This is a genomic window from Staphylococcus sp. FSL W8-1270, from assembly GCF_038007165.1.
GTDB lineage: Bacteria > Bacillota > Bacilli > Staphylococcales > Staphylococcaceae > Staphylococcus > Staphylococcus hominis.
Genome location: NZ_JBBOWQ010000001.1, coordinates 1,785,927 through 1,803,594, shown reverse-complemented (window position 1 = coordinate 1,803,594; position 17,668 = coordinate 1,785,927). Strand labels below are relative to the sequence as shown.

General features: G+C 31.3%; 20 protein-coding genes. 18 read left to right on the top strand and 2 right to left on the bottom strand.

The genetic code is table 11. The annotated features are described in order from the left end of the window. Window positions 1-133 precede the first annotated feature (133 nt). The 10 genes from sufC (at window position 134) to NSU06_RS08915 (ending at window position 10,615) form a co-directional block, all read left to right on the top strand. Window positions 134-895, top strand: coding sequence for a Fe-S cluster assembly ATPase SufC (gene sufC, locus NSU06_RS08960; RefSeq protein WP_049379460.1), 762 nt, complete (start codon window positions 134-136; stop codon window positions 893-895). A gap of 122 nt (window positions 896-1,017) precedes the next feature. After that, window positions 1,018-2,325: a Fe-S cluster assembly protein SufD gene (sufD, locus tag NSU06_RS08955; protein ID WP_049379461.1), complete on the top strand. Its 1,308-nt coding sequence runs from the start codon at window positions 1,018-1,020 to the stop codon at window positions 2,323-2,325. 30 nt (window positions 2,326-2,355) lie between these two features. Next, window positions 2,356-3,606, top strand: a complete 1,251-nt coding sequence (locus tag NSU06_RS08950; RefSeq protein WP_170999981.1) for a cysteine desulfurase — start codon at window positions 2,356-2,358, stop codon at window positions 3,604-3,606. Continuing rightward, entirely contained in the window at window positions 3,596-4,057 is a 462-nt protein-coding gene (gene sufU, locus NSU06_RS08945; RefSeq protein WP_002448166.1) for a Fe-S cluster assembly sulfur transfer protein SufU, read from the top strand. Before NSU06_RS08950 ends, sufU begins: the two co-directional genes overlap by 11 nt. A gap of 161 nt (window positions 4,058-4,218) precedes the next feature. Continuing rightward, window positions 4,219-5,616, top strand: a complete 1,398-nt coding sequence (gene sufB, locus NSU06_RS08940; RefSeq protein WP_002448087.1) for a Fe-S cluster assembly protein SufB — start codon at window positions 4,219-4,221, stop codon at window positions 5,614-5,616. 336 nt (window positions 5,617-5,952) lie between these two features. Beyond that, on the top strand, window positions 5,953-6,801 hold the full coding sequence (locus tag NSU06_RS08935; protein WP_049379462.1) for a DUF72 domain-containing protein: 849 nt from the start codon (window positions 5,953-5,955) through the stop codon (window positions 6,799-6,801). 13 nt (window positions 6,802-6,814) lie between these two features. Further along, complete coding sequence (locus NSU06_RS08930) at window positions 6,815-7,642, top strand: sulfite exporter TauE/SafE family protein (protein ID WP_017175871.1); 828 nt, start codon at window positions 6,815-6,817, stop codon at window positions 7,640-7,642. Window positions 7,643-7,661: 19 nt separating this feature from the next. Next, the gene (locus tag NSU06_RS08925) at window positions 7,662-8,993 is read left to right on the top strand and encodes a bifunctional metallophosphatase/5'-nucleotidase (protein WP_017175870.1); all 1,332 of its coding nucleotides are present in this window, start codon (window positions 7,662-7,664) and stop codon (window positions 8,991-8,993) included. A 111-nt stretch (window positions 8,994-9,104) separates the two neighbouring features. Next, complete coding sequence (gene lipA, locus NSU06_RS08920) at window positions 9,105-10,025, top strand: lipoyl synthase (RefSeq protein ID WP_002448197.1); 921 nt, start codon at window positions 9,105-9,107, stop codon at window positions 10,023-10,025. 203 nt (window positions 10,026-10,228) lie between these two features. Continuing rightward, complete coding sequence (locus NSU06_RS08915; protein WP_017175869.1) at window positions 10,229-10,615, top strand: YutD family protein; 387 nt, start codon at window positions 10,229-10,231, stop codon at window positions 10,613-10,615. Window positions 10,616-10,668: 53 nt separating this feature from the next. Here NSU06_RS08915 and NSU06_RS08910 read toward each other — a convergent pair whose 3' ends face one another. Continuing rightward, a complete protein-coding gene (locus tag NSU06_RS08910; RefSeq protein ID WP_002448201.1) occupies window positions 10,669-10,935 on the bottom strand; it encodes a DUF3055 domain-containing protein in 267 nt (88 codons plus the stop codon). A 102-nt stretch (window positions 10,936-11,037) separates the two neighbouring features. On the opposite strand from NSU06_RS08910, the gene NSU06_RS08905 reads away from it, so the two are divergent. From NSU06_RS08905 to dltD, 7 genes are all read left to right on the top strand, one after another. Next, on the top strand, window positions 11,038-11,472 hold the full coding sequence (locus NSU06_RS08905; RefSeq protein WP_017175868.1) for a DUF86 domain-containing protein: 435 nt from the start codon (window positions 11,038-11,040) through the stop codon (window positions 11,470-11,472). Beyond that, the gene (locus NSU06_RS08900) at window positions 11,472-12,260 is read left to right on the top strand and encodes a TIGR01457 family HAD-type hydrolase (RefSeq protein WP_002448132.1); all 789 of its coding nucleotides are present in this window, start codon (window positions 11,472-11,474) and stop codon (window positions 12,258-12,260) included. Before NSU06_RS08905 ends, NSU06_RS08900 begins: the two co-directional genes overlap by 1 nt. A 335-nt stretch (window positions 12,261-12,595) precedes the next feature. Further along, the gene (locus NSU06_RS08895) at window positions 12,596-12,766 is read left to right on the top strand and encodes a teichoic acid D-Ala incorporation-associated protein DltX (RefSeq protein WP_002455559.1); all 171 of its coding nucleotides are present in this window, start codon (window positions 12,596-12,598) and stop codon (window positions 12,764-12,766) included. A 14-nt stretch (window positions 12,767-12,780) separates the two neighbouring features. Further along, window positions 12,781-14,235 (top strand): D-alanine--poly(phosphoribitol) ligase subunit DltA, encoded by a 1,455-nt coding sequence (gene dltA / locus NSU06_RS08890; protein WP_017175866.1) that lies wholly within the window; start codon window positions 12,781-12,783, stop codon window positions 14,233-14,235. Continuing rightward, complete coding sequence (gene dltB / locus NSU06_RS08885) at window positions 14,232-15,446, top strand: D-alanyl-lipoteichoic acid biosynthesis protein DltB (protein WP_079335427.1); 1,215 nt, start codon at window positions 14,232-14,234, stop codon at window positions 15,444-15,446. The genes dltA and dltB overlap by 4 nt, the downstream gene beginning before the upstream one ends. Window positions 15,447-15,461: 15 nt before the next feature. Continuing rightward, window positions 15,462-15,698 carry a D-alanine--poly(phosphoribitol) ligase subunit 2 gene (gene dltC, locus NSU06_RS08880; protein WP_017175865.1) on the top strand — a complete coding sequence of 79 codons (237 nt, stop codon included), beginning with the start codon at window positions 15,462-15,464 and terminating at the stop codon, window positions 15,696-15,698. Next, window positions 15,695-16,852, top strand: a complete 1,158-nt coding sequence (gene dltD / locus NSU06_RS08875; RefSeq protein ID WP_048679902.1) for a D-alanyl-lipoteichoic acid biosynthesis protein DltD — start codon at window positions 15,695-15,697, stop codon at window positions 16,850-16,852. Before dltC ends, dltD begins: the two co-directional genes overlap by 4 nt. A gap of 66 nt (window positions 16,853-16,918) precedes the next feature. On the opposite strand, the gene NSU06_RS08870 is transcribed toward dltD, so the two are convergent. Further along, window positions 16,919-17,161: a NifU family protein gene (locus tag NSU06_RS08870; protein ID WP_002433501.1), complete on the bottom strand. Its 243-nt coding sequence runs from the start codon at window positions 17,159-17,161 to the stop codon at window positions 16,919-16,921. 103 nt (window positions 17,162-17,264) lie between these two features. Between NSU06_RS08870 and NSU06_RS08865 the strand changes: the two genes are divergently transcribed. Next, window positions 17,265-17,588: a YuzD family protein gene (locus tag NSU06_RS08865; RefSeq protein ID WP_002448149.1), complete on the top strand. Its 324-nt coding sequence runs from the start codon at window positions 17,265-17,267 to the stop codon at window positions 17,586-17,588. Window positions 17,589-17,668 lie beyond the last annotated feature (80 nt).

The following is a 17,668-nucleotide window of genomic DNA, read 5'->3' as shown; positions in this document are numbered from 1 at the left end:
TTTTAATAAGTTTATATTAAGGACTATTTACGTTATAATTAAGTGTATTAAAGTGTTAGAAGTCTTTTTGACTATAAATTAAAATTACTATAAACTAGTTAAGAAAACTTTATATTTTATGGAGGGAATATAAATGTCATCAACATTAGAAATTAAAGACTTACATGTGTCTATTGAAGATAAAGAAATTTTAAAAGGTGTTAATTTAACAGTTAATACTGGTGAAGTTCACGCAATCATGGGACCTAATGGTACAGGTAAATCAACATTATCTTCTGCAATTATGGGTCACCCAAGTTATGAAGTCACTCAAGGTGAAGTATTACTTGATGGTGTAAATATTTTAGAATTAGATGTTGACGAAAGAGCAAAAGCAGGTCTTTTCTTAGCAATGCAATATCCATCAGAAATTACTGGTGTAACAAATGCAGACTTTATGCGTTCAGCGATTAATGCAAAACGTGAAGAAGGTCAAGAAATTAACTTAATGCAATTTATTAAAAAATTAGATAAACAAATGGATTTCTTAGATATTGATAAAGATATGGCGCAACGTTATTTAAATGAAGGTTTCTCAGGTGGGGAGAAAAAACGTAATGAAATCTTACAATTAATGATGTTAGAACCCAAATTTGCGATTTTAGATGAAATTGACTCAGGTTTAGATATTGATGCATTAAAAGTCGTTTCTAAAGGAATCAATGAAATGCGTGGCGAAGATTTCGGTGCATTAATGATTACACACTATCAACGTTTATTAAACTATATTACTCCTGATAAAGTACATGTTATGTATGGCGGTAAAGTTGTAAAATCAGGCGGTCCAGAATTAGCTAAACGTCTTGAAGAAGAAGGTTATGAATGGGTTAAAGAAGAATTTGGTGCAACTGAATAGGTCATTAAACAAAATAAACACTATTCATTAAAAGAACTGATTGATTTTAAAATGTGGAAATAAACAGTTTATATATCGATTCAGTTACTAAAATTTTTCATCAAGTAGGAGGAAAAAGCATTATGACAACAGAAACTTTAAATATTTCTGAAGCACAACTTGTTGATTATTCTAAAGCACAAAATGAACCTTCTTGGATGACTGAACTACGTCAAAAAGCTTTGAAATTAACAGAAACTTTAGAAATGCCTAAACCAGATAAAACAAAACTAAGAAAATGGGATTTCGATGCATTTAAACAACATCATGTTGAAAGTGAATCATATAATGATGTATCAGAACTTCCTGAATCAGTTAAAAATATTATTGATATAGAAAATTCTAAAAATTTAATTATTCAACATAATAATGATTTAGCTTTCACACAAGTATCAGAACAAGCAAATCATAATAATGTTATTATTGAAGGTTTATCAAAAGCGCTACAAGATCATAGTGAATTAGTAGAAAAATATTTAATGAAAGATGCAGTTACAGTAGATGAACATCGATTAACTGCTTTGCATACAGCATTATTGAATGGTGGCGTATTTGTATATGTCCCTAAAAATGTAGTAGTTGAAGACCCTATTCAATATGTAGTATTACATGACAATGAGAATGCAAGTTTATTTAATCATGCCATTATTGTAACGGAAGAAAGTGCTGAAGTAACATATGTTGAGAATTACCTTTCAACTGCAAGTGGTGAAGGTAATCAAGTCAATATTATTTCTGAAGTGATTGCAGGAGCAAATTCAAACATTACTTATGGTTCAGTTGACTATCTAGATAAAGGATTTACAGGTCACATTATCCGTCGTGGTGTGACGGCAGCAGATGCATCAATTAATTGGGCTTTAGGTTTAATGAATGAGGGAAGCCAAATTATTGATAATACTACTAACTTAATTGGTGATCGTTCAACAAGTGAACTAAAATCAGTCATTGTTGGTACTGGTGATCAAAAAATTAACTTAACATCTAAAATCGTTCAATATGGTAAGGAAACAAATGGTTATATCTTAAAACATGGTGTAATGCGTGAAAATGCTTCATCTGTATTTAATGGTATTGGATATATTAAGCATGGCGGTACAAAATCTATCGCAAATCAAGAATCTCGTGTGTTAATGCTTTCAGAGCATGCTCGCGGAGATGCGAACCCTATTCTACTTATCGATGAAGATGATGTTGAAGCAGGTCATGCAGCTTCGGTTGGTCGTGTTGACCCAGAACAACTTTACTACTTAATGAGCCGTGGTATTTCTCAAAAAGAAGCAGAACGTCTTGTTATTCATGGTTTCTTAGATCCAGTTGTCCGTGAATTACCAATTGAAGATGTGAAACGTCAATTACGAGAAGTCATCGAACTTAAAGTAAATAAATAGATCATTGAGATTTTCAATAAAAGAAAGGTCGTGAAGGTAGTGGCCGAAACTTCATTAAACATACAAGAAATTATTGAAGACTTTCCTATACTAAATCAAAAAATTAATGGAAAACGATTAGCTTATCTTGATTCAACAGCAACAAGTCAAACACCAGTGCAAGTATTAAATGTATTAGATGATTATTATAAACGTTACAATTCTAATGTGCATCGTGGTGTGCATACTCTAGGTTCTTTAGCAACAGATGGATATGAAAGTGCTCGTGAGACAGTACGACGTTTCATTAATGCTAAATATTTTGAAGAAATTATTTTTACTAGAGGTACGACTGCTTCAATTAATATTGTTGCACATAGTTATGGAGACGCTAATATTAACGAAGGCGACGAAATCGTTGTGACAGAGATGGAACATCATGCTAATATTGTGCCTTGGCAACAGCTAGCTAAACGAAAAAAAGCTACTTTAAAATTTATTCCTATGACTGATGATGGTGAACTAAGAATTGAAGATGTCAAATCGACAATTAATGACAATACTAAGATTGTAGCTATTACTCATGTGTCTAATGTCTTAGGTACCATTAATGATATAAAAGCAATTGCTAAGATTGCGCATGAACACGGTGCTATTATTAGTGTTGATGGAGCACAATCTGCACCTCATATGGATATCGATGTTCAAGATTTAGATGTTGATTTCTTTAGCTTTAGCGGTCACAAAATGTTAGGACCGACTGGTATTGGTGTATTATATGGAAAACGTGAACTACTTCAAAACATGGAACCTGTTGAGTATGGTGGGGACATGATTGATTTTGTAAGTAAGTACGATGCAACATGGGCTGACTTACCTACTAAATTTGAAGCTGGTACACCGATTATTGCTCAAGCTATTGGATTGGCTGAAGCTATTCGTTATATCGAAAATATAGGCTTTGATGCCATTCATCAGCATGAAAAAGAATTAACAGAATATGCATATGAGCAATTATCTTCAATTGAAGGATTAGAAATATATGGTCCCCCTAAAGAAAGACGTGCAGGTGTGATCACTTTTAATTTAGCTGATATTCATCCACATGATGTTGCTACAGCAGTAGATACTGAAGGTGTCGCTGTTAGAGCTGGACATCACTGTGCGCAACCATTAATGAAATGGTTAAATGTATCATCTACTGCAAGAGCAAGTTTTTATATTTATAATACTAAAGAAGATGTTGACCAATTAGTAGAAGCATTGAAACAAACGAAGGAGTTTTTCTCATATGAGTTTTAATAATTTAGATCAACTTTATAGATCTGTAATTATGGATCATTATAAGAATCCTCGTAATAAAGGCGTTTTAGATAATGGATCAATGACAGTAGATATGAATAATCCTACTTGTGGTGATCGCATTAGACTAACATTTGATATCGAAGATGGTATCATTCAAGAGGCGAAATTCGAAGGTGAAGGTTGCTCAATTTCAATGTCAAGTGCATCGATGATGACTGAAGCAGTTAAAGGTCATTCATTAGGTGAAGCAATGCAAATGAGTCAAGAATTTACTAAAATGATGTTAGGTGAAGATTATAACATCACTGAAGATATGGGAGATGTAGAAGCATTACAAGGGGTTTCTCAATTCCCAGCGCGTATTAAATGTGCAACGTTAGCGTGGAAAGCTTTAGAAAAAGGTACAGTGCAAAAAGAAGGTAAAGCAGAAGGTACAACTGAAGAATAAAATACGAATAGGTAATAAATGTTATTCTAAGCACTATGGTGCTGTGACATTTTACACATATTTCTTTTTATATAGTTTTCATGTTGTTACAATGACTATAGATAGTAGTGAAAGATAAATGATGCGTATATCGTTTTAAATATATTTAAGGAGTGATTGAAATGGCTAAAAAAGCACCTGATGTTGGAGATTATAAATATGGTTTCCATGATGAGGATGTTTCCATTTTCAGATCAGAACGTGGTCTAACAGAAAATATTGTTAGAGAAATTTCTAAGATGAAAGAAGAACCAGAATGGATGCTTAATTTCCGATTAAAAGCTTTAAAACTATTCTATAAAATCCCAATGCCTCAATGGGGTGGCGATTTATCAGAATTGAATTTTGATGACATTACTTATTATGTTAAGCCTTCAGAGCATACTGAACGTTCTTGGGATGAAGTACCTGAAGAAATTAAACGTACATTTGATAAATTAGGTATACCAGAAGCAGAACAAAAATATTTAGCTGGTGTTTCTGCACAATATGAATCAGAAGTTGTATATCATAATATGGAAAAAGAATTAGAAGAAAAAGGGATAATCTTTAAAGATACAGACAGTGCTTTACGTGAAAATGAAGACTTATTTAAAGAATACTTTGCTTCTGTTGTTCCAGCAGCTGATAATAAATTCGCAGCATTAAATTCAGCAGTATGGTCAGGTGGTTCATTCATCTATGTACCTAAAAACGTTAAATTAGATACACCATTACAAGCGTACTTCCGAATTAACTCAGAAAATATGGGTCAATTCGAACGTACATTAATTATTGCTGATGAAGGGGCTTCAGTAAACTATGTTGAGGGTTGTACTGCACCAGTATATACTACAAGTTCATTACACTCAGCAGTAGTTGAAATTATTGTTCATAAAGATGCACATGTTCGTTATACTACTATCCAAAACTGGGCTAACAATGTGTATAACTTAGTTACTAAACGTACGTTTGTTCATGAAAATGGTAATATGGAATGGGTTGACGGTAACTTAGGTTCTAAGTTAACAATGAAATACCCTAACTGTGTATTATTAGGTGAAGGTGCGAAAGGTAGTACATTATCCATCGCATTTGCGGGTAAAGGTCAAGTTCAAGATGCAGGTGCTAAAATGATTCATAAAGCCCCAAATACATCTTCAACTATCGTATCTAAATCAATTTCTAAAAACGGTGGTAAAGTAATCTATCGCGGTATCGTTCACTTTGGACGCAAAGCTAAAGGTGCGCGTTCAAATATCGAATGCGATACATTAATTCTAGATAACGAATCAACTTCAGACACAATTCCATATAATGAAGTATTTAATGATAATATTTCATTAGAACATGAAGCGAAAGTTTCTAAAGTATCTGAAGAACAATTATTCTATCTAATGAGTAGAGGGATTTCTGAAGAAGAAGCAACAGAGATGATTGTTATGGGATTCATCGAACCATTTACTAAAGAATTACCAATGGAGTATGCTGTAGAAATGAACCGTCTTATTAAATTTGAAATGGAAGGTTCAATCGGATAATTTAAGATATAGCTTAAGCTAATAGTTAAAAGAACTAGAATGTTTAACATTCTAGTTCTTTTGTTTTTAAAGCTATGATTAATTATGATGGCGATATTCTACCTTATCTAGTTTAAAACCAGTTAACACAATATATTAGAAGACAAGTAGTTACAAATTAGCTACTAATCAAAAGTGAACGATTTAATAGATTAATTATTTTTACAAATGAATCAGTTATTAACGCAAACTTAGGGTGTTATAGTAGCGATTTTAAAATAATAAGAAAATGTAAAGTTAGTATACAACAAGTGATATATTAATTTTGAATGTGGTATCATATATCTGGTGATAAAAATGATTAATATCGGTTTAACTGGATGGGGAGATCATTATTCTTTATATGAAGATCTTGAAAGACAAACAGATAAATTACGTACGTATGCGAGTCATTTTCCTGTTGTTGAACTTGATGCCTCATATTATGCTATCCAACCTGAACGTAATATATTGAAATGGATCAATGAAACACCAGATAAGTTTCAGTTTATCGTTAAGATTCATCAAGCATTGACGCTTCACTCAGATTATAAAACTTATGCTGATTCACGATCTGAACTATTTAAACAATTTAGACACATGCTTGAACCACTGATTGCACATCATAAATTAGCAATGGTACTTGTGCAATTTCCACCTTGGTTTGATTGTACAGCTCAAAATATAAATTATATTTTGTATGTTCGACAACAGCTAGAAGATATCCCCATGTGTGTAGAATTTAGACATCAATCTTGGTTTAATTCCCAATTTAAAGAACAAACTTTAATGTTTTTAACCGAACATCAAATTATTCATGCGGTCGTAGATGAACCACAAATTAAAGATGGGTCTATACCTTTAGTCAATCGTATAACTTCTAGTACCGCTTTTGTGCGTTATCATGGTAGAAATCAGCATGGTTGGACTAAAAAAGATATGACTGATCAAGAGTGGCGAGATGTTAGATATTTATATAATTATAATGAAAATGAATTAAAAGATTTAGCAAATAAAGTTCAAATATTAGAACAAAAAGCTGAAAAGGTCTATGTTGTTTTTAATAATAATTCTGGTGGTCATGCAGCTCAAAATGCTAAAACCTATCAAAATATTTTAGATATAGAGTATACAGGCTTAGCACCTCAGCAATTAAAATTTTTCTAAGAGGCGAATTATAATGTTTTTAACAATGATTTTATTAGTTTTAATTGGATTATTATCTGCAGTATTAGGTTCTTTAGTAGGTATTGGTGGTGGTATAATTATCGTACCTACTTTAGTGTATTTAGGAGTGAACCATCATCTATTACACGGCATCACTACTCAGATTGCAATTGGTACGTCATCGGTTATTCTTATTGTAACTGGACTTTCTTCATCTATTGGTTATTTGAAAACAAAGCAAGTAGATATTAAAAATGGATCCATATTTTTATTTGGATTATTACCTGGTTCACTTATTGGTTCATTTTTAAGTAGATATTTAACATTAAATTCGTTTAATTTATACTTTGGTATTTTTATGATCTGTGTATCTATTTTATTGATGATTAGATATAAAATTAAACCATTTAAAATATTCGATAAGGAAAAGTATCGTAAAACATACATCGATGCTAAAGGGATGACTTATCATTATAGCGTTCCACCTATGTTTGCCTTCTTTGCTACATTATTTATAGGTGTACTTACAGGTTTATTTGGAATTGGTGGTGGAGCGTTGATGACTCCTTTAATGCTTATAGTATTTAGATTTCCACCTCATGTAGCAGTAGGGACAAGTATGATGATGATTTTCTTTTCAAGTGTTATGAGTTCAATTGGTCATATTATTCAAGGTCATGTTGCTTGGTCATATTCAATTATTCTAATCATTTCTAGTTATATTGGCGCTCAAATTGGAGTAAAAATAAATCACTCGATTAAATCAGAAACAGTAGTATTATTATTACGCACAGTAATGTTAATTATGGGTGTATATCTAATTATTAAATCGTTTCTATAATAAAACAGGAGGAATTTAAGTGAAGCTTACAATTTTTCATACAAATGACATTCATAGTCACCTTAATGAATATGCACGTATTATGACGTACATGGCTGAACACCGACCTGAACTTCAACACCCTTCACTTTATTTAGATATTGGTGATCATGTTGATTTATCTACACCAGTAACAGAAGCAACTATGGGCAAAAAAAATGTTGAACTTTTAAATGAGGCTCATTGTGATATTGCTACAATTGGGAATAATGAAGGAATGACTATTTCTCATGAAGCATTAAATAATCTTTACAATGATGCACAATTTAAAGTCATATGTGCTAATGTTTTAGACGAAGATGGCCACTTACCTCGTCATATTGCCACATCTTATATAAAAGAAATAGAAGATGTACGCTTTTTATTTGTAGCAGCGACGGCACCTTTCACGCCATTCTATCGAGCACTTGATTGGATTGTGACAGACCCATTAGAAGCCATCAAAGACGAAATTGAACAACGCAAAGGACAATACGATGTATTAATAGTTATGAGTCATGTAGGTGTCTTTTTTGATGAAAAATTATGTCAAGAAATCCCAGAGATAGATGTGATACTAGGAAGCCACACACATCATCATTTTAATCATGGTGAAGTCAATAATGGTGTACTTATGGCAGCAGCAGGGAAATATGGACATTATCTTGGAGAAGTGAATTTAACGATTGAAAATAAAAAAGTAGTTACTAAAGAGGCTACATTACATCCAGTAGACACATTACCAGTGGTTAAAACACATTTTGATGAAGAAGGAAAAGATTTGATGAATAAGGCGATTATTAATAAGCCAGTTTCTTTATCTAGTAAAACAAATGTGATTACAAAAACGACTTATTTACTTGCAGAAAGTGTGTATGAATTTACAAATGCAGATTGTACAATTATTAATGCTGGATTAATTGTTAATAATGTTGAGAGCGATCAACTTACTGAATACGATATCCATACTATGTTACCTCATCCAATCAACTTAGTTCGTGTACGTTTGAAAGGTTCTGAATTGAAAAAGATAATCTTAAAAAGTCAAAAGCAAGAATATATGTATGAACATGTCCAAGGATTAGGATTTAGAGGTGATATTTTTGGTGGTTATATATTATATAAATGTGGATTTATTCAATCAGAACATCGCTTCTTTGTAGATGGACAAGAAATAGAAGATAACCGTACCTATATATTAGGAACTGTAGATATGTATACATTTGGAAGATATTTCCCATTATTAAAAGGAACATCGATTGATTATTTAATGCCTGAATTTTTAAGAGATATCTTTAAAGAAAAATTAATTCATATGCATCATTCTTCTTAGTACACAAATGTTCATAGTTATGTCTTAATTTTATAAGTTATTACATTTTAATTTAATGTAAATTTCGTTATAATAGTTGAAGATAGATTAAACAGGAGGGTATGTGTTGTTATGGCTACTAAAAATGAAGAGATTTTACGTAAACCAGATTGGTTGAAAATAAAGCTAAACACTAATGAAAACTACATCGGCCTCAAGAAAATGATGCGTGAGAAAAATTTACATACAGTTTGTGAAGAAGCAAAATGTCCAAATATACATGAATGTTGGGGAGCTAGACGTACGGCTACATTTATGATTTTAGGTGCGGTATGTACAAGAGCTTGTCGTTTCTGTGCAGTAAAAACTGGCTTACCTAATGAACTAGATTTAAATGAACCAGAACGTGTTGCAGAGTCTGTAGAACTAATGAATCTTAAACATGTTGTTATCACAGCTGTTGCACGTGATGATTTAAGAGATGCAGGATCTAATGTATATGCAGAAACGGTTCGTAAAGTACGTGAACGTAATCCATATACGACAATTGAAATTTTACCGTCAGATATGGGTGGGGATTATGAAGCACTTGAAACACTAATGGCTTCAAGACCTGATATTTTAAACCATAACATTGAAACAGTACGTCGTTTAACTCCAAGAGTTCGTGCGCGTGCGACTTACGACAGAACATTAGAATTCTTACGTCGTTCTAAAGAGTTACAACCTGATATTCCAACTAAATCAAGTTTAATGGTAGGTTTAGGTGAAACATTGGAAGAAATTTATGAAACAATGGATGACTTACGTGCAAATGATGTTGATATTTTAACAATTGGTCAATATTTACAACCATCACGTAAACACTTAAAAGTTGAAAAGTATTATACTCCATTAGAATTTGGTAAATTAAGAAAAATTGCAATGGAAAAAGGATTTAAACATTGTGAAGCTGGTCCAATGGTACGAAGTTCTTATCATGCTGATGAACAAGTAAATGAAGCGGCAAAAGAAAAACACCGTCTTGGAGAAGAACAGTTACAACAAAAATAATATTAACCCAAAAATTTATAATAAACTTTCTGTTAAGTGATATTGCATAATGAAGTCATATTATCTTGTGAAACAATAATATGAGTACATAAAGTCAATTAACAATGTTTATTAATAGATGGATGCTAAAACTTAGATTGCTCTTTTTCTTTAAAATAGGCAATCTAAGTTTTTATTATAATTACAATTAAAGGTGACTTATTATGATTAAAGTTAATCAACAGTATTTTGAATTAATTGAAGATTATAGAGAATGCTTTGACGAAGAATTATTTGCTTCAAGATATTCAGATATACTTGATAAATATGATTTTGTAGTTGGGGATTTTGGTTATGATCAATTACGTTTAAAAGGATTTTATAAAGATTCAAATAAAAAAGCTGAAATTTCAAAACGTTTTTCAACCATTCAAGATTATATTTTGGAATATTGTAATTTTGGTTGTCCATATTTCATAGTGAGACATATTAATGATAATGAACGATTAGAACTAGATAGTGTAGATGAAGTAGAGGATAAATTACATGATGTTAAAATAAAACCAACAATACAAGCTACGCAATCTACTGAAAAAAAGAATAATAAATAATGAAAGGTCAAAACAATGTATATTTTGTAAATATCATTGTTTTGACCTTTCATTTATTGAATAACTTGATTTAGATATTCAATGATTTCTTCGCTTTCTTCTTGAGACACACCTAATATATGAGCAATATATCCTTCTTCTTCAATATCATCTGTGCCTATGATGCCAAATTTATTAGTTTGAAGATTTAATACCAGTGTTTTACCGTAATGACGATCGGTCTGAATAAGCATTAAATCATAGCGACTATGTTCACCTACAAATCCTACAAATTGTGCTTGCGATTGTTCCTCATCATCGTACAGAAACATATCTATCATATCAGTCATGCTCCTTTATTTTTAATATGTGAAATTAGTATAACGACAAATGATGCATGATGCAAAACTATGATATGATAATAATAATAAGAGGTGACCGATATGTATTTTGTAGATAAAGATAAATTAGCACTTAAAATAAAATATTTAAATCAGCTTATTAAGGATTATGAAACAAATAAATCAAATCATTATGCATTTGAACGTATTGCGCAAATGTTAATTGAATCATCAGTAGATATTGGAAATATGATTATTGACGCTTTTATTTTGAGAGATCCTGGTAACTATAAAGATGTTATTGATATTTTAGAACTTGAAGGGGTGATTTCCAAAGATACACAAAACCATATTAATGATACAGTTAAAATCAGAAAACAGTTTGCACATCATTATACAGAATTAGAAGTTGAAACACTTGTACCATTATTTGACACCTCAATACCGTATTATCGACAATTTGTGAAAGAAGTTACTCAATTTCTAAAAAAAGAAAATGTGCCAATTACCGCTTTTGGAAAAGGAGATTATTCATAATGAAAAATTATAAAGGTTATTTAATCGATTTAGATGGAACAATGTATATGGGTACAGCAGAAATTGATGGTGCTGCTCAATTTATCGATTATTTGAACAAAAACGATATTCCTCATTTATATGTTACTAATAACTCTACTAAGACGCCTGAAGAAGTAACAGAAAAGTTAAAAGAAATGAAGATTGACGCTAAACCAGACGAAGTAGTTACTTCTGCTCTAGCTACGGCAAATTACATTGCAGAAGAAAATAGTCAAGCTAGTGTGTATATGCTAGGAGGTAATGGTTTAAGAACAGCATTAACCGATGCAGGTTTAACCGTAAAAGAAGATGAGAATGTAGATTACGTAGTTATCGGTTTAGATGAAGCAGTCACATATGAAAAACTTGCAATAGCTACTTTAGCAGTACGTAAAGGCGCAAAATTTATCTCTACGAATCCAGATGTCTCAATTCCTAAAGAAAGAGGCTTCTTACCTGGAAATGGAGCTATTACAAGTGTGGTTAGTGTATCTACTGGACAACAGCCACAATTTATTGGTAAACCAGAAACCATCATCATGCAAATTGCTTTAGATATTTTGAAACTCGATAAGTCTGAAGTGGCTATGGTGGGAGATTTGTATGATACAGATATAATGTCTGGTATTAATGTGGGGATGGATACGGTACATGTACAAACAGGTGTAACATCTTATGAAGAAATTCAAACTAAACAACCAAAGCCAACCTATTCATTTAAAGATTTGAATGTGGCTATAGCTGAATTAGAAAGTAATACTAATTAATAAAAATAATTTCTATGATAACTTCTTATTACTTAAATTGATGATATGAGTAATAAGAAGTTTTTATATCTAACAGTTTTGTTATGCTCTGTGTAATTGTGATATGTAATCATTAGTACTAATATATAGAATATCAAAGATAAGAATAAGGACATATCGGATAAGATAGATACATATTTAACACTCACTAATTATTATATAAAATAAATTTGATATATAATTAATATTTTTATATAATAAAGTGTAAAAATAAAAGTGCGATATAATATTTCTTGATAGTAAGATAACTTTACTAAATATAAAATAAGTAGAATTGTTCTTCAAAATAAATAGCAATGTTTGTGAGGTGTAATATTCAATTGAGAGAAACTAAAAAAATAAGTGTTTTTTATGAAAAAGCAAAACCATATCTACTGACTATTCTATACTTAGCAATTTTTATAGCTTTGTATCTTATATATGGTTCAGGCGATACACATAATAACTTTATATATAACGAATTCTAGTAAGGAGTCAAAGGATGACAGATATTATAAATTTAATTAATGATATTGGACAAAAAAATCCAGATCGAGTAGCTATTAGACATAAATCAGATGAGTTAACGTATCGTCAACTTATAGAAGAATCTAGTAAGCTAGCACATTATTTGCAAGATACAAATAAGCCATTAATCATCTATGGTCATATGTCACCATATATGGTAGTTGGAATGATAGGAGCAATCAAAGCAGGATGTGGCTATGTCCCAATTGATACGTCAGTTCCAATAGAACGTGTAGAAATGATTATGAATAAAGTAGATCCAACATTTATTTTAAATACAACTGATTCAAGTGTGAATCAACCAAGGAAAGAACTTACAATCGAAGATATTAAACATTCTGATTATCCTATTGTTTTTGATAGTCAAATGGATAAAACAGATGTTGTTTATACTATATTCACTTCTGGTTCTACAGGTGAGCCTAAAGGTGTGCAAATTGAGTATGCGAGTTTAATAGAATTTGCAGAATGGATGGTCTCATTAAATGAAACAGATAATCATCAGGAGTGGCTGAACCAAGCACCATTTTCATTTGATTTATCTGTAATGGCAATTTATCCATGTTTAACATCTGGTGGAACACTTAACTTAGTAGATAAAGATATGATAAAAAAACCGAAGTTATTAAATGAAATGCTTGTTCAAACGCCAATTAATGCTTGGGTATCAACACCATCATTTATAGAAATGTGTTTATTACTTCCTAACCTTAATGAAAAAGATTATCCAAGTTTAAATCATTTCTTCTTTTGTGGAGAAATTTTACCGCATAGAACAGCTAAAGCACTTGTTGATAGATATCCAAATGCAATTGTTTATAACACATATGGACCAACGGAAGCGACAGTTGCAGTTACTGGTGTAAAAATCACACCCGAGATTTTAGAACGTTATAACCCACTTCCAGTAGGTGTAGCAAGACCGAATACTACACTATCAACAACTGATGAAGGTGAACTTGTTATTAAAGGAACAAGTGTGAGTTTAGGATATCTAAAAAACAAAGAAAAAACTGAAGCAGTATTTAAGTTTGATAATGGCGTTCGCATTTATCACACGGGTGATAAAGCTATTGAAAAAGATGGTTATTGGTTTATCCAAGGACGTATCGATTTTCAAATAAAGTTAAACGGTTATCGCATGGAACTAGAAGAAATTGAAACACAACTAAGACACTCAAAATACGTTAGAGAAACTGTTGTTGTGCCAATTTATAAAAATGGAAAAGTTGTTTATCTTGTAGGTGCTATTGTACCTACTAAAAAAGTTGATAATGACTTAGAGATGACCAGAAACATTAAAAATGAATTGAAATCTCGCTTACCTGAATATATGATTCCGAGAAAATTCGTTTGGATGGAACAACTTCCATTAACATCAAATGGAAAACTTGATCGTAAACAAGTTGCAGAGGATATCGACGCATGATTCCTTATGGTACGTTTACCTTCTTCTTAGTCGTATTTATCGTTCTTTTACCAGTCATCATACTCGGATTTTTAGGTAAGCGAAGCTATGTATACAATGGGATAAGTACAGTGATTATGATTGTGATTATTTTCTCTTCAGATACATACAATTTATTTGGACAGAAATATTTAAGTGTTCAATTAATCAGTTTTGTAATTTATTTAATATGGCAAGTGCTATTAATCATGTGGTATTACAAATCACGACAAAAAAATAATACTTTTATTAAATTTTTAATTATTATGATTTTATCTATTTTACCTTTAGCACTTGTTAAAATATTACAAAGTTCATGGTTAGGTGGACATCAAATACATTTCCATGAACATAAGTTAATTGAATTTGTCGGATTCTTAGGAATCTCATATGTTACTTTTAAAAGTGTACAACTTATAATGGAAATTAGAGATGGTTCTATTAAAGAAATTAAAGTGGGGAAATTGATTCAATTTATTTCATTCTTTCCAACAGTATCTTCAGGACCCATCGACCGTTATAAACGTTTTGTCAAAGACGATAAAAAAATACCAACTGGTGAGCAATACAGAGGTATGGTAGTTAAAGCGATTCATATGATTATGATGGGCTTCTTATATAAATATATTATTGCTCATTTAATTAATGTATATGCAATTATGCCATTATTAATGCATTTACATGGTTTTACTCATAAATGGTTATATATGTATGCCTATAGCTTTTACCTATTTTTTGACTTTGCAGGTTATAGTTTATTTGCAATAGCAGTGAGTTATCTATATGGCATTAATACACCACCAAACTTTAAACAGCCGTTTAAAGCACGTAACATTAAAGATTTCTGGAATAGATGGCATATGTCATTATCATTCTGGTTTAGAGACTGTGTTTATATGAGAACATTGTTCTATATGTCTAGTAAAAAAATAATGAAGAATCAATTTGCAATGTCAAATTTTGCCTTCTTCTTAAATTTCTTTATTATGGGTGTATGGCACGGATTAGAAGTATTTTATATTGTATATGGTATTTATCACGGTTTAATGTTTATCGGATATGGATATTATGAACGCTGGAGAAAGAAACATCCACCTCGCTTTCAAAATGGTTTTGCTACAGCATTAAGTGTTATTATCACATTCCATTTTGTAGCATTTGGCTTCTTAATATTCTCAGGAAAATTAATTTAAAGGGAGAAATAAATGATGGAATTTAGAGAACAAGTTTTAGAAGTATTAGCTGATGTAGCAGAAAATGACGTAGTTAAAGAAAACCCAGATGTTGAGATTTTTGAAGAAGGAATTATTGATTCATTTCAAACAGTTGGATTATTATTAGAAATTCAAAATAGATTAGGAATTGAAGTATCAATTATGGATTTTGATCGCGATGAATGGGCAACTCCTAATAAAATTGTTGAAGCTTTAGAAGAATTACGATGAAATTCAAACCATTTTTACCAATTCTTATTAGTGGAATCATATTTTTAGCTTTTGTATTAATGCCTGCGAGTTGGTTTACTGGTCTCGTTAACAATAAGACACTTGCTGATAATAGAACGTCACTAACTGATCAAGTACTTAAAGGTACGCTCATTCAAAATCAATTATTTAGTAATGATAAATATTATCCACTTTATGGTTCAAGTGAGTTAAATAAACGTGATCCGTTTAATCCTGCGATAGCAATGCATCATCGAAAAAATACAAAGCCTGTATTCTTAGTTGGTACGGGCGGTAATACAGATTTAATTAATGCTATTGAATTAGCGGGTCAATATGATCAACTTAAAGGTAAAAAGATGACATTTATCATTTCACCACAATGGTTTAGTACACATGGCGTTAATGATATGGATATGGCTGCGCGTACGACACCAAATCAAATCAATCAGATATTTCAACAAAAGGATATGCCTTCAGAGTTAAAACAACGCTATGCTAAACGATTATTAAAATTTAGAAGTGTTCCTAATAAGGAATATTTAAAAGAATTAGTAAAAGATCCAAGCAACCCAAAAGGTCGTTATATTTCTAAGTTTAAAGAAAGTCAACTTCTTAAAATTGAGGCAATAAAAACATACTTTTCATTAGATAAATCACCATTAACTCATGTACACTCACTTACATCACCCAATGATTCTTGGAAAAACATGAGTAATAAAGCAGTGCAACTTGGTGAAAAACGTTCTACTTCTAATAGTTATGGTATCCGTAACGAATATTGGAAAAAACTAATGCATAAAAAGCCAATGAATCGTCGCCAATATGAATTTAAAATGAATTCACCAGAGTTTAAGGATTTATCTTTACTAGTAGATACAATGCATCAAGCAGGTGCTGATGTACAATATGTTATTCTTCCAGTAAATGGTAAATGGTACGATCATTTAGGTATTCACCGTTCAACACGTGAACCTGTCTATAAAAAAATACATAAAACTGTTGTCGCACATGGTGGGAAAGTGTATGATATGTCAAATAAAGACTATGAAAAATATGTATTAAGTGATGTGGTACATGTAGGTTGGAAAGGTTGGGTATACATGGATCGTCAAATTGAAAAACATATGAACAATCATCAAACTCAATTCTAAATAGCAAAAAAAAAAACACCCTACTCTGATTAAATACTGAGGGTAGGGTGTCTTTAATTTATATCGTTAGAAAACTTGTTCTACTTCTATAACGCCGGGTACTTCTTCGTGTAAAGCACGTTCTATACCTGCTTTTAATGTAATAGTTGAGCTTGGGCATGTTCCACACGCACCATGTAATTGTAATTTTACGATGCCATCTTCTACATCGACTAATGTACAATCTCCTCCGTCACGTAATAAAAACGGACGTAAACGTTCAATAACTTCGGCTACTTGATCAAACATTGTTGCATTCTCAGTAGGCATGAGATATGTCTCCTTTCAAGTAAAATACTTCATAAACTTATTATTAATTTATTATAATAGATAAAGAAAGAAAAATCTATAAAACTAAACGGGGGATTAATATATGACAAAAGTAAGTGTTGTTGTTTACGGTGCGGATGTAGTGTGTGCTAGTTGTGTCAATGCACCAACTTCTAAAAATACGTATGAGTGGCTAAAACCATTATTAGAAAGAAAATATCCTAATATTCATTTCGAATATACATATATCGATTTTCAAAAAGAAACTGAAAATTTAAGTGATCATGATCAACAATATATTGAGCAAATTGAAAATGATGAGTTGTTTTACCCGCTTATTACAATGAACGATGAATATGTGGCTGACGGTTATATTCAGTCAAAAAAAGTGACTCATTTTATAGATCAATATATTATAAATAATTAATGCAAAGTGGAGTATTCGATTTTTTATAAAAATGAGGGGAAGCGTGAGATGATGAATTGAAATTAAATTCTGTCCCGCTT

What these genes read in the sequence shown, in the direction of transcription:
- NSU06_RS08900 (WP_002448132.1), top strand. Translation starts at nt 11,472, where the DNA reads ATGAAAAATTATAAAGGTTATTTAATCGATTTAGATGGAACAATGTAT.
- sufB (WP_002448087.1), top strand. Translation starts at nt 4,219, where the DNA reads ATGGCTAAAAAAGCACCTGATGTTGGAGATTATAAATATGGTTTCCAT.
- NSU06_RS08915 (WP_017175869.1), top strand. Translation starts at nt 10,229, where the DNA reads ATGATTAAAGTTAATCAACAGTATTTTGAATTAATTGAAGATTATAGA.
- dltB (WP_079335427.1), top strand. Translation starts at nt 14,232, where the DNA reads ATGATTCCTTATGGTACGTTTACCTTCTTCTTAGTCGTATTTATCGTT.
- NSU06_RS08870 (WP_002433501.1), bottom strand. Translation starts at nt 17,161, where the DNA reads ATGCCTACTGAGAATGCAACAATGTTTGATCAAGTAGCCGAAGTTATT.
- NSU06_RS08935 (WP_049379462.1), top strand. Translation starts at nt 5,953, where the DNA reads ATGATTAATATCGGTTTAACTGGATGGGGAGATCATTATTCTTTATAT.
- NSU06_RS08905 (WP_017175868.1), top strand. Translation starts at nt 11,038, where the DNA reads ATGTATTTTGTAGATAAAGATAAATTAGCACTTAAAATAAAATATTTA.
- lipA (WP_002448197.1), top strand. Translation starts at nt 9,105, where the DNA reads ATGGCTACTAAAAATGAAGAGATTTTACGTAAACCAGATTGGTTGAAA.
- sufD (WP_049379461.1), top strand. Translation starts at nt 1,018, where the DNA reads ATGACAACAGAAACTTTAAATATTTCTGAAGCACAACTTGTTGATTAT.
- dltA (WP_017175866.1), top strand. Translation starts at nt 12,781, where the DNA reads ATGACAGATATTATAAATTTAATTAATGATATTGGACAAAAAAATCCA.
- sufC (WP_049379460.1), top strand. Translation starts at nt 134, where the DNA reads ATGTCATCAACATTAGAAATTAAAGACTTACATGTGTCTATTGAAGAT.
- sufU (WP_002448166.1), top strand. Translation starts at nt 3,596, where the DNA reads ATGAGTTTTAATAATTTAGATCAACTTTATAGATCTGTAATTATGGAT.
- NSU06_RS08895 (WP_002455559.1), top strand. Translation starts at nt 12,596, where the DNA reads ATGTTTGTGAGGTGTAATATTCAATTGAGAGAAACTAAAAAAATAAGT.
- NSU06_RS08930 (WP_017175871.1), top strand. Translation starts at nt 6,815, where the DNA reads ATGTTTTTAACAATGATTTTATTAGTTTTAATTGGATTATTATCTGCA.
- NSU06_RS08865 (WP_002448149.1), top strand. Translation starts at nt 17,265, where the DNA reads ATGACAAAAGTAAGTGTTGTTGTTTACGGTGCGGATGTAGTGTGTGCT.
- NSU06_RS08910 (WP_002448201.1), bottom strand. Translation starts at nt 10,935, where the DNA reads ATGATAGATATGTTTCTGTACGATGATGAGGAACAATCGCAAGCACAA.
- dltD (WP_048679902.1), top strand. Translation starts at nt 15,695, where the DNA reads ATGAAATTCAAACCATTTTTACCAATTCTTATTAGTGGAATCATATTT.
- dltC (WP_017175865.1), top strand. Translation starts at nt 15,462, where the DNA reads ATGGAATTTAGAGAACAAGTTTTAGAAGTATTAGCTGATGTAGCAGAA.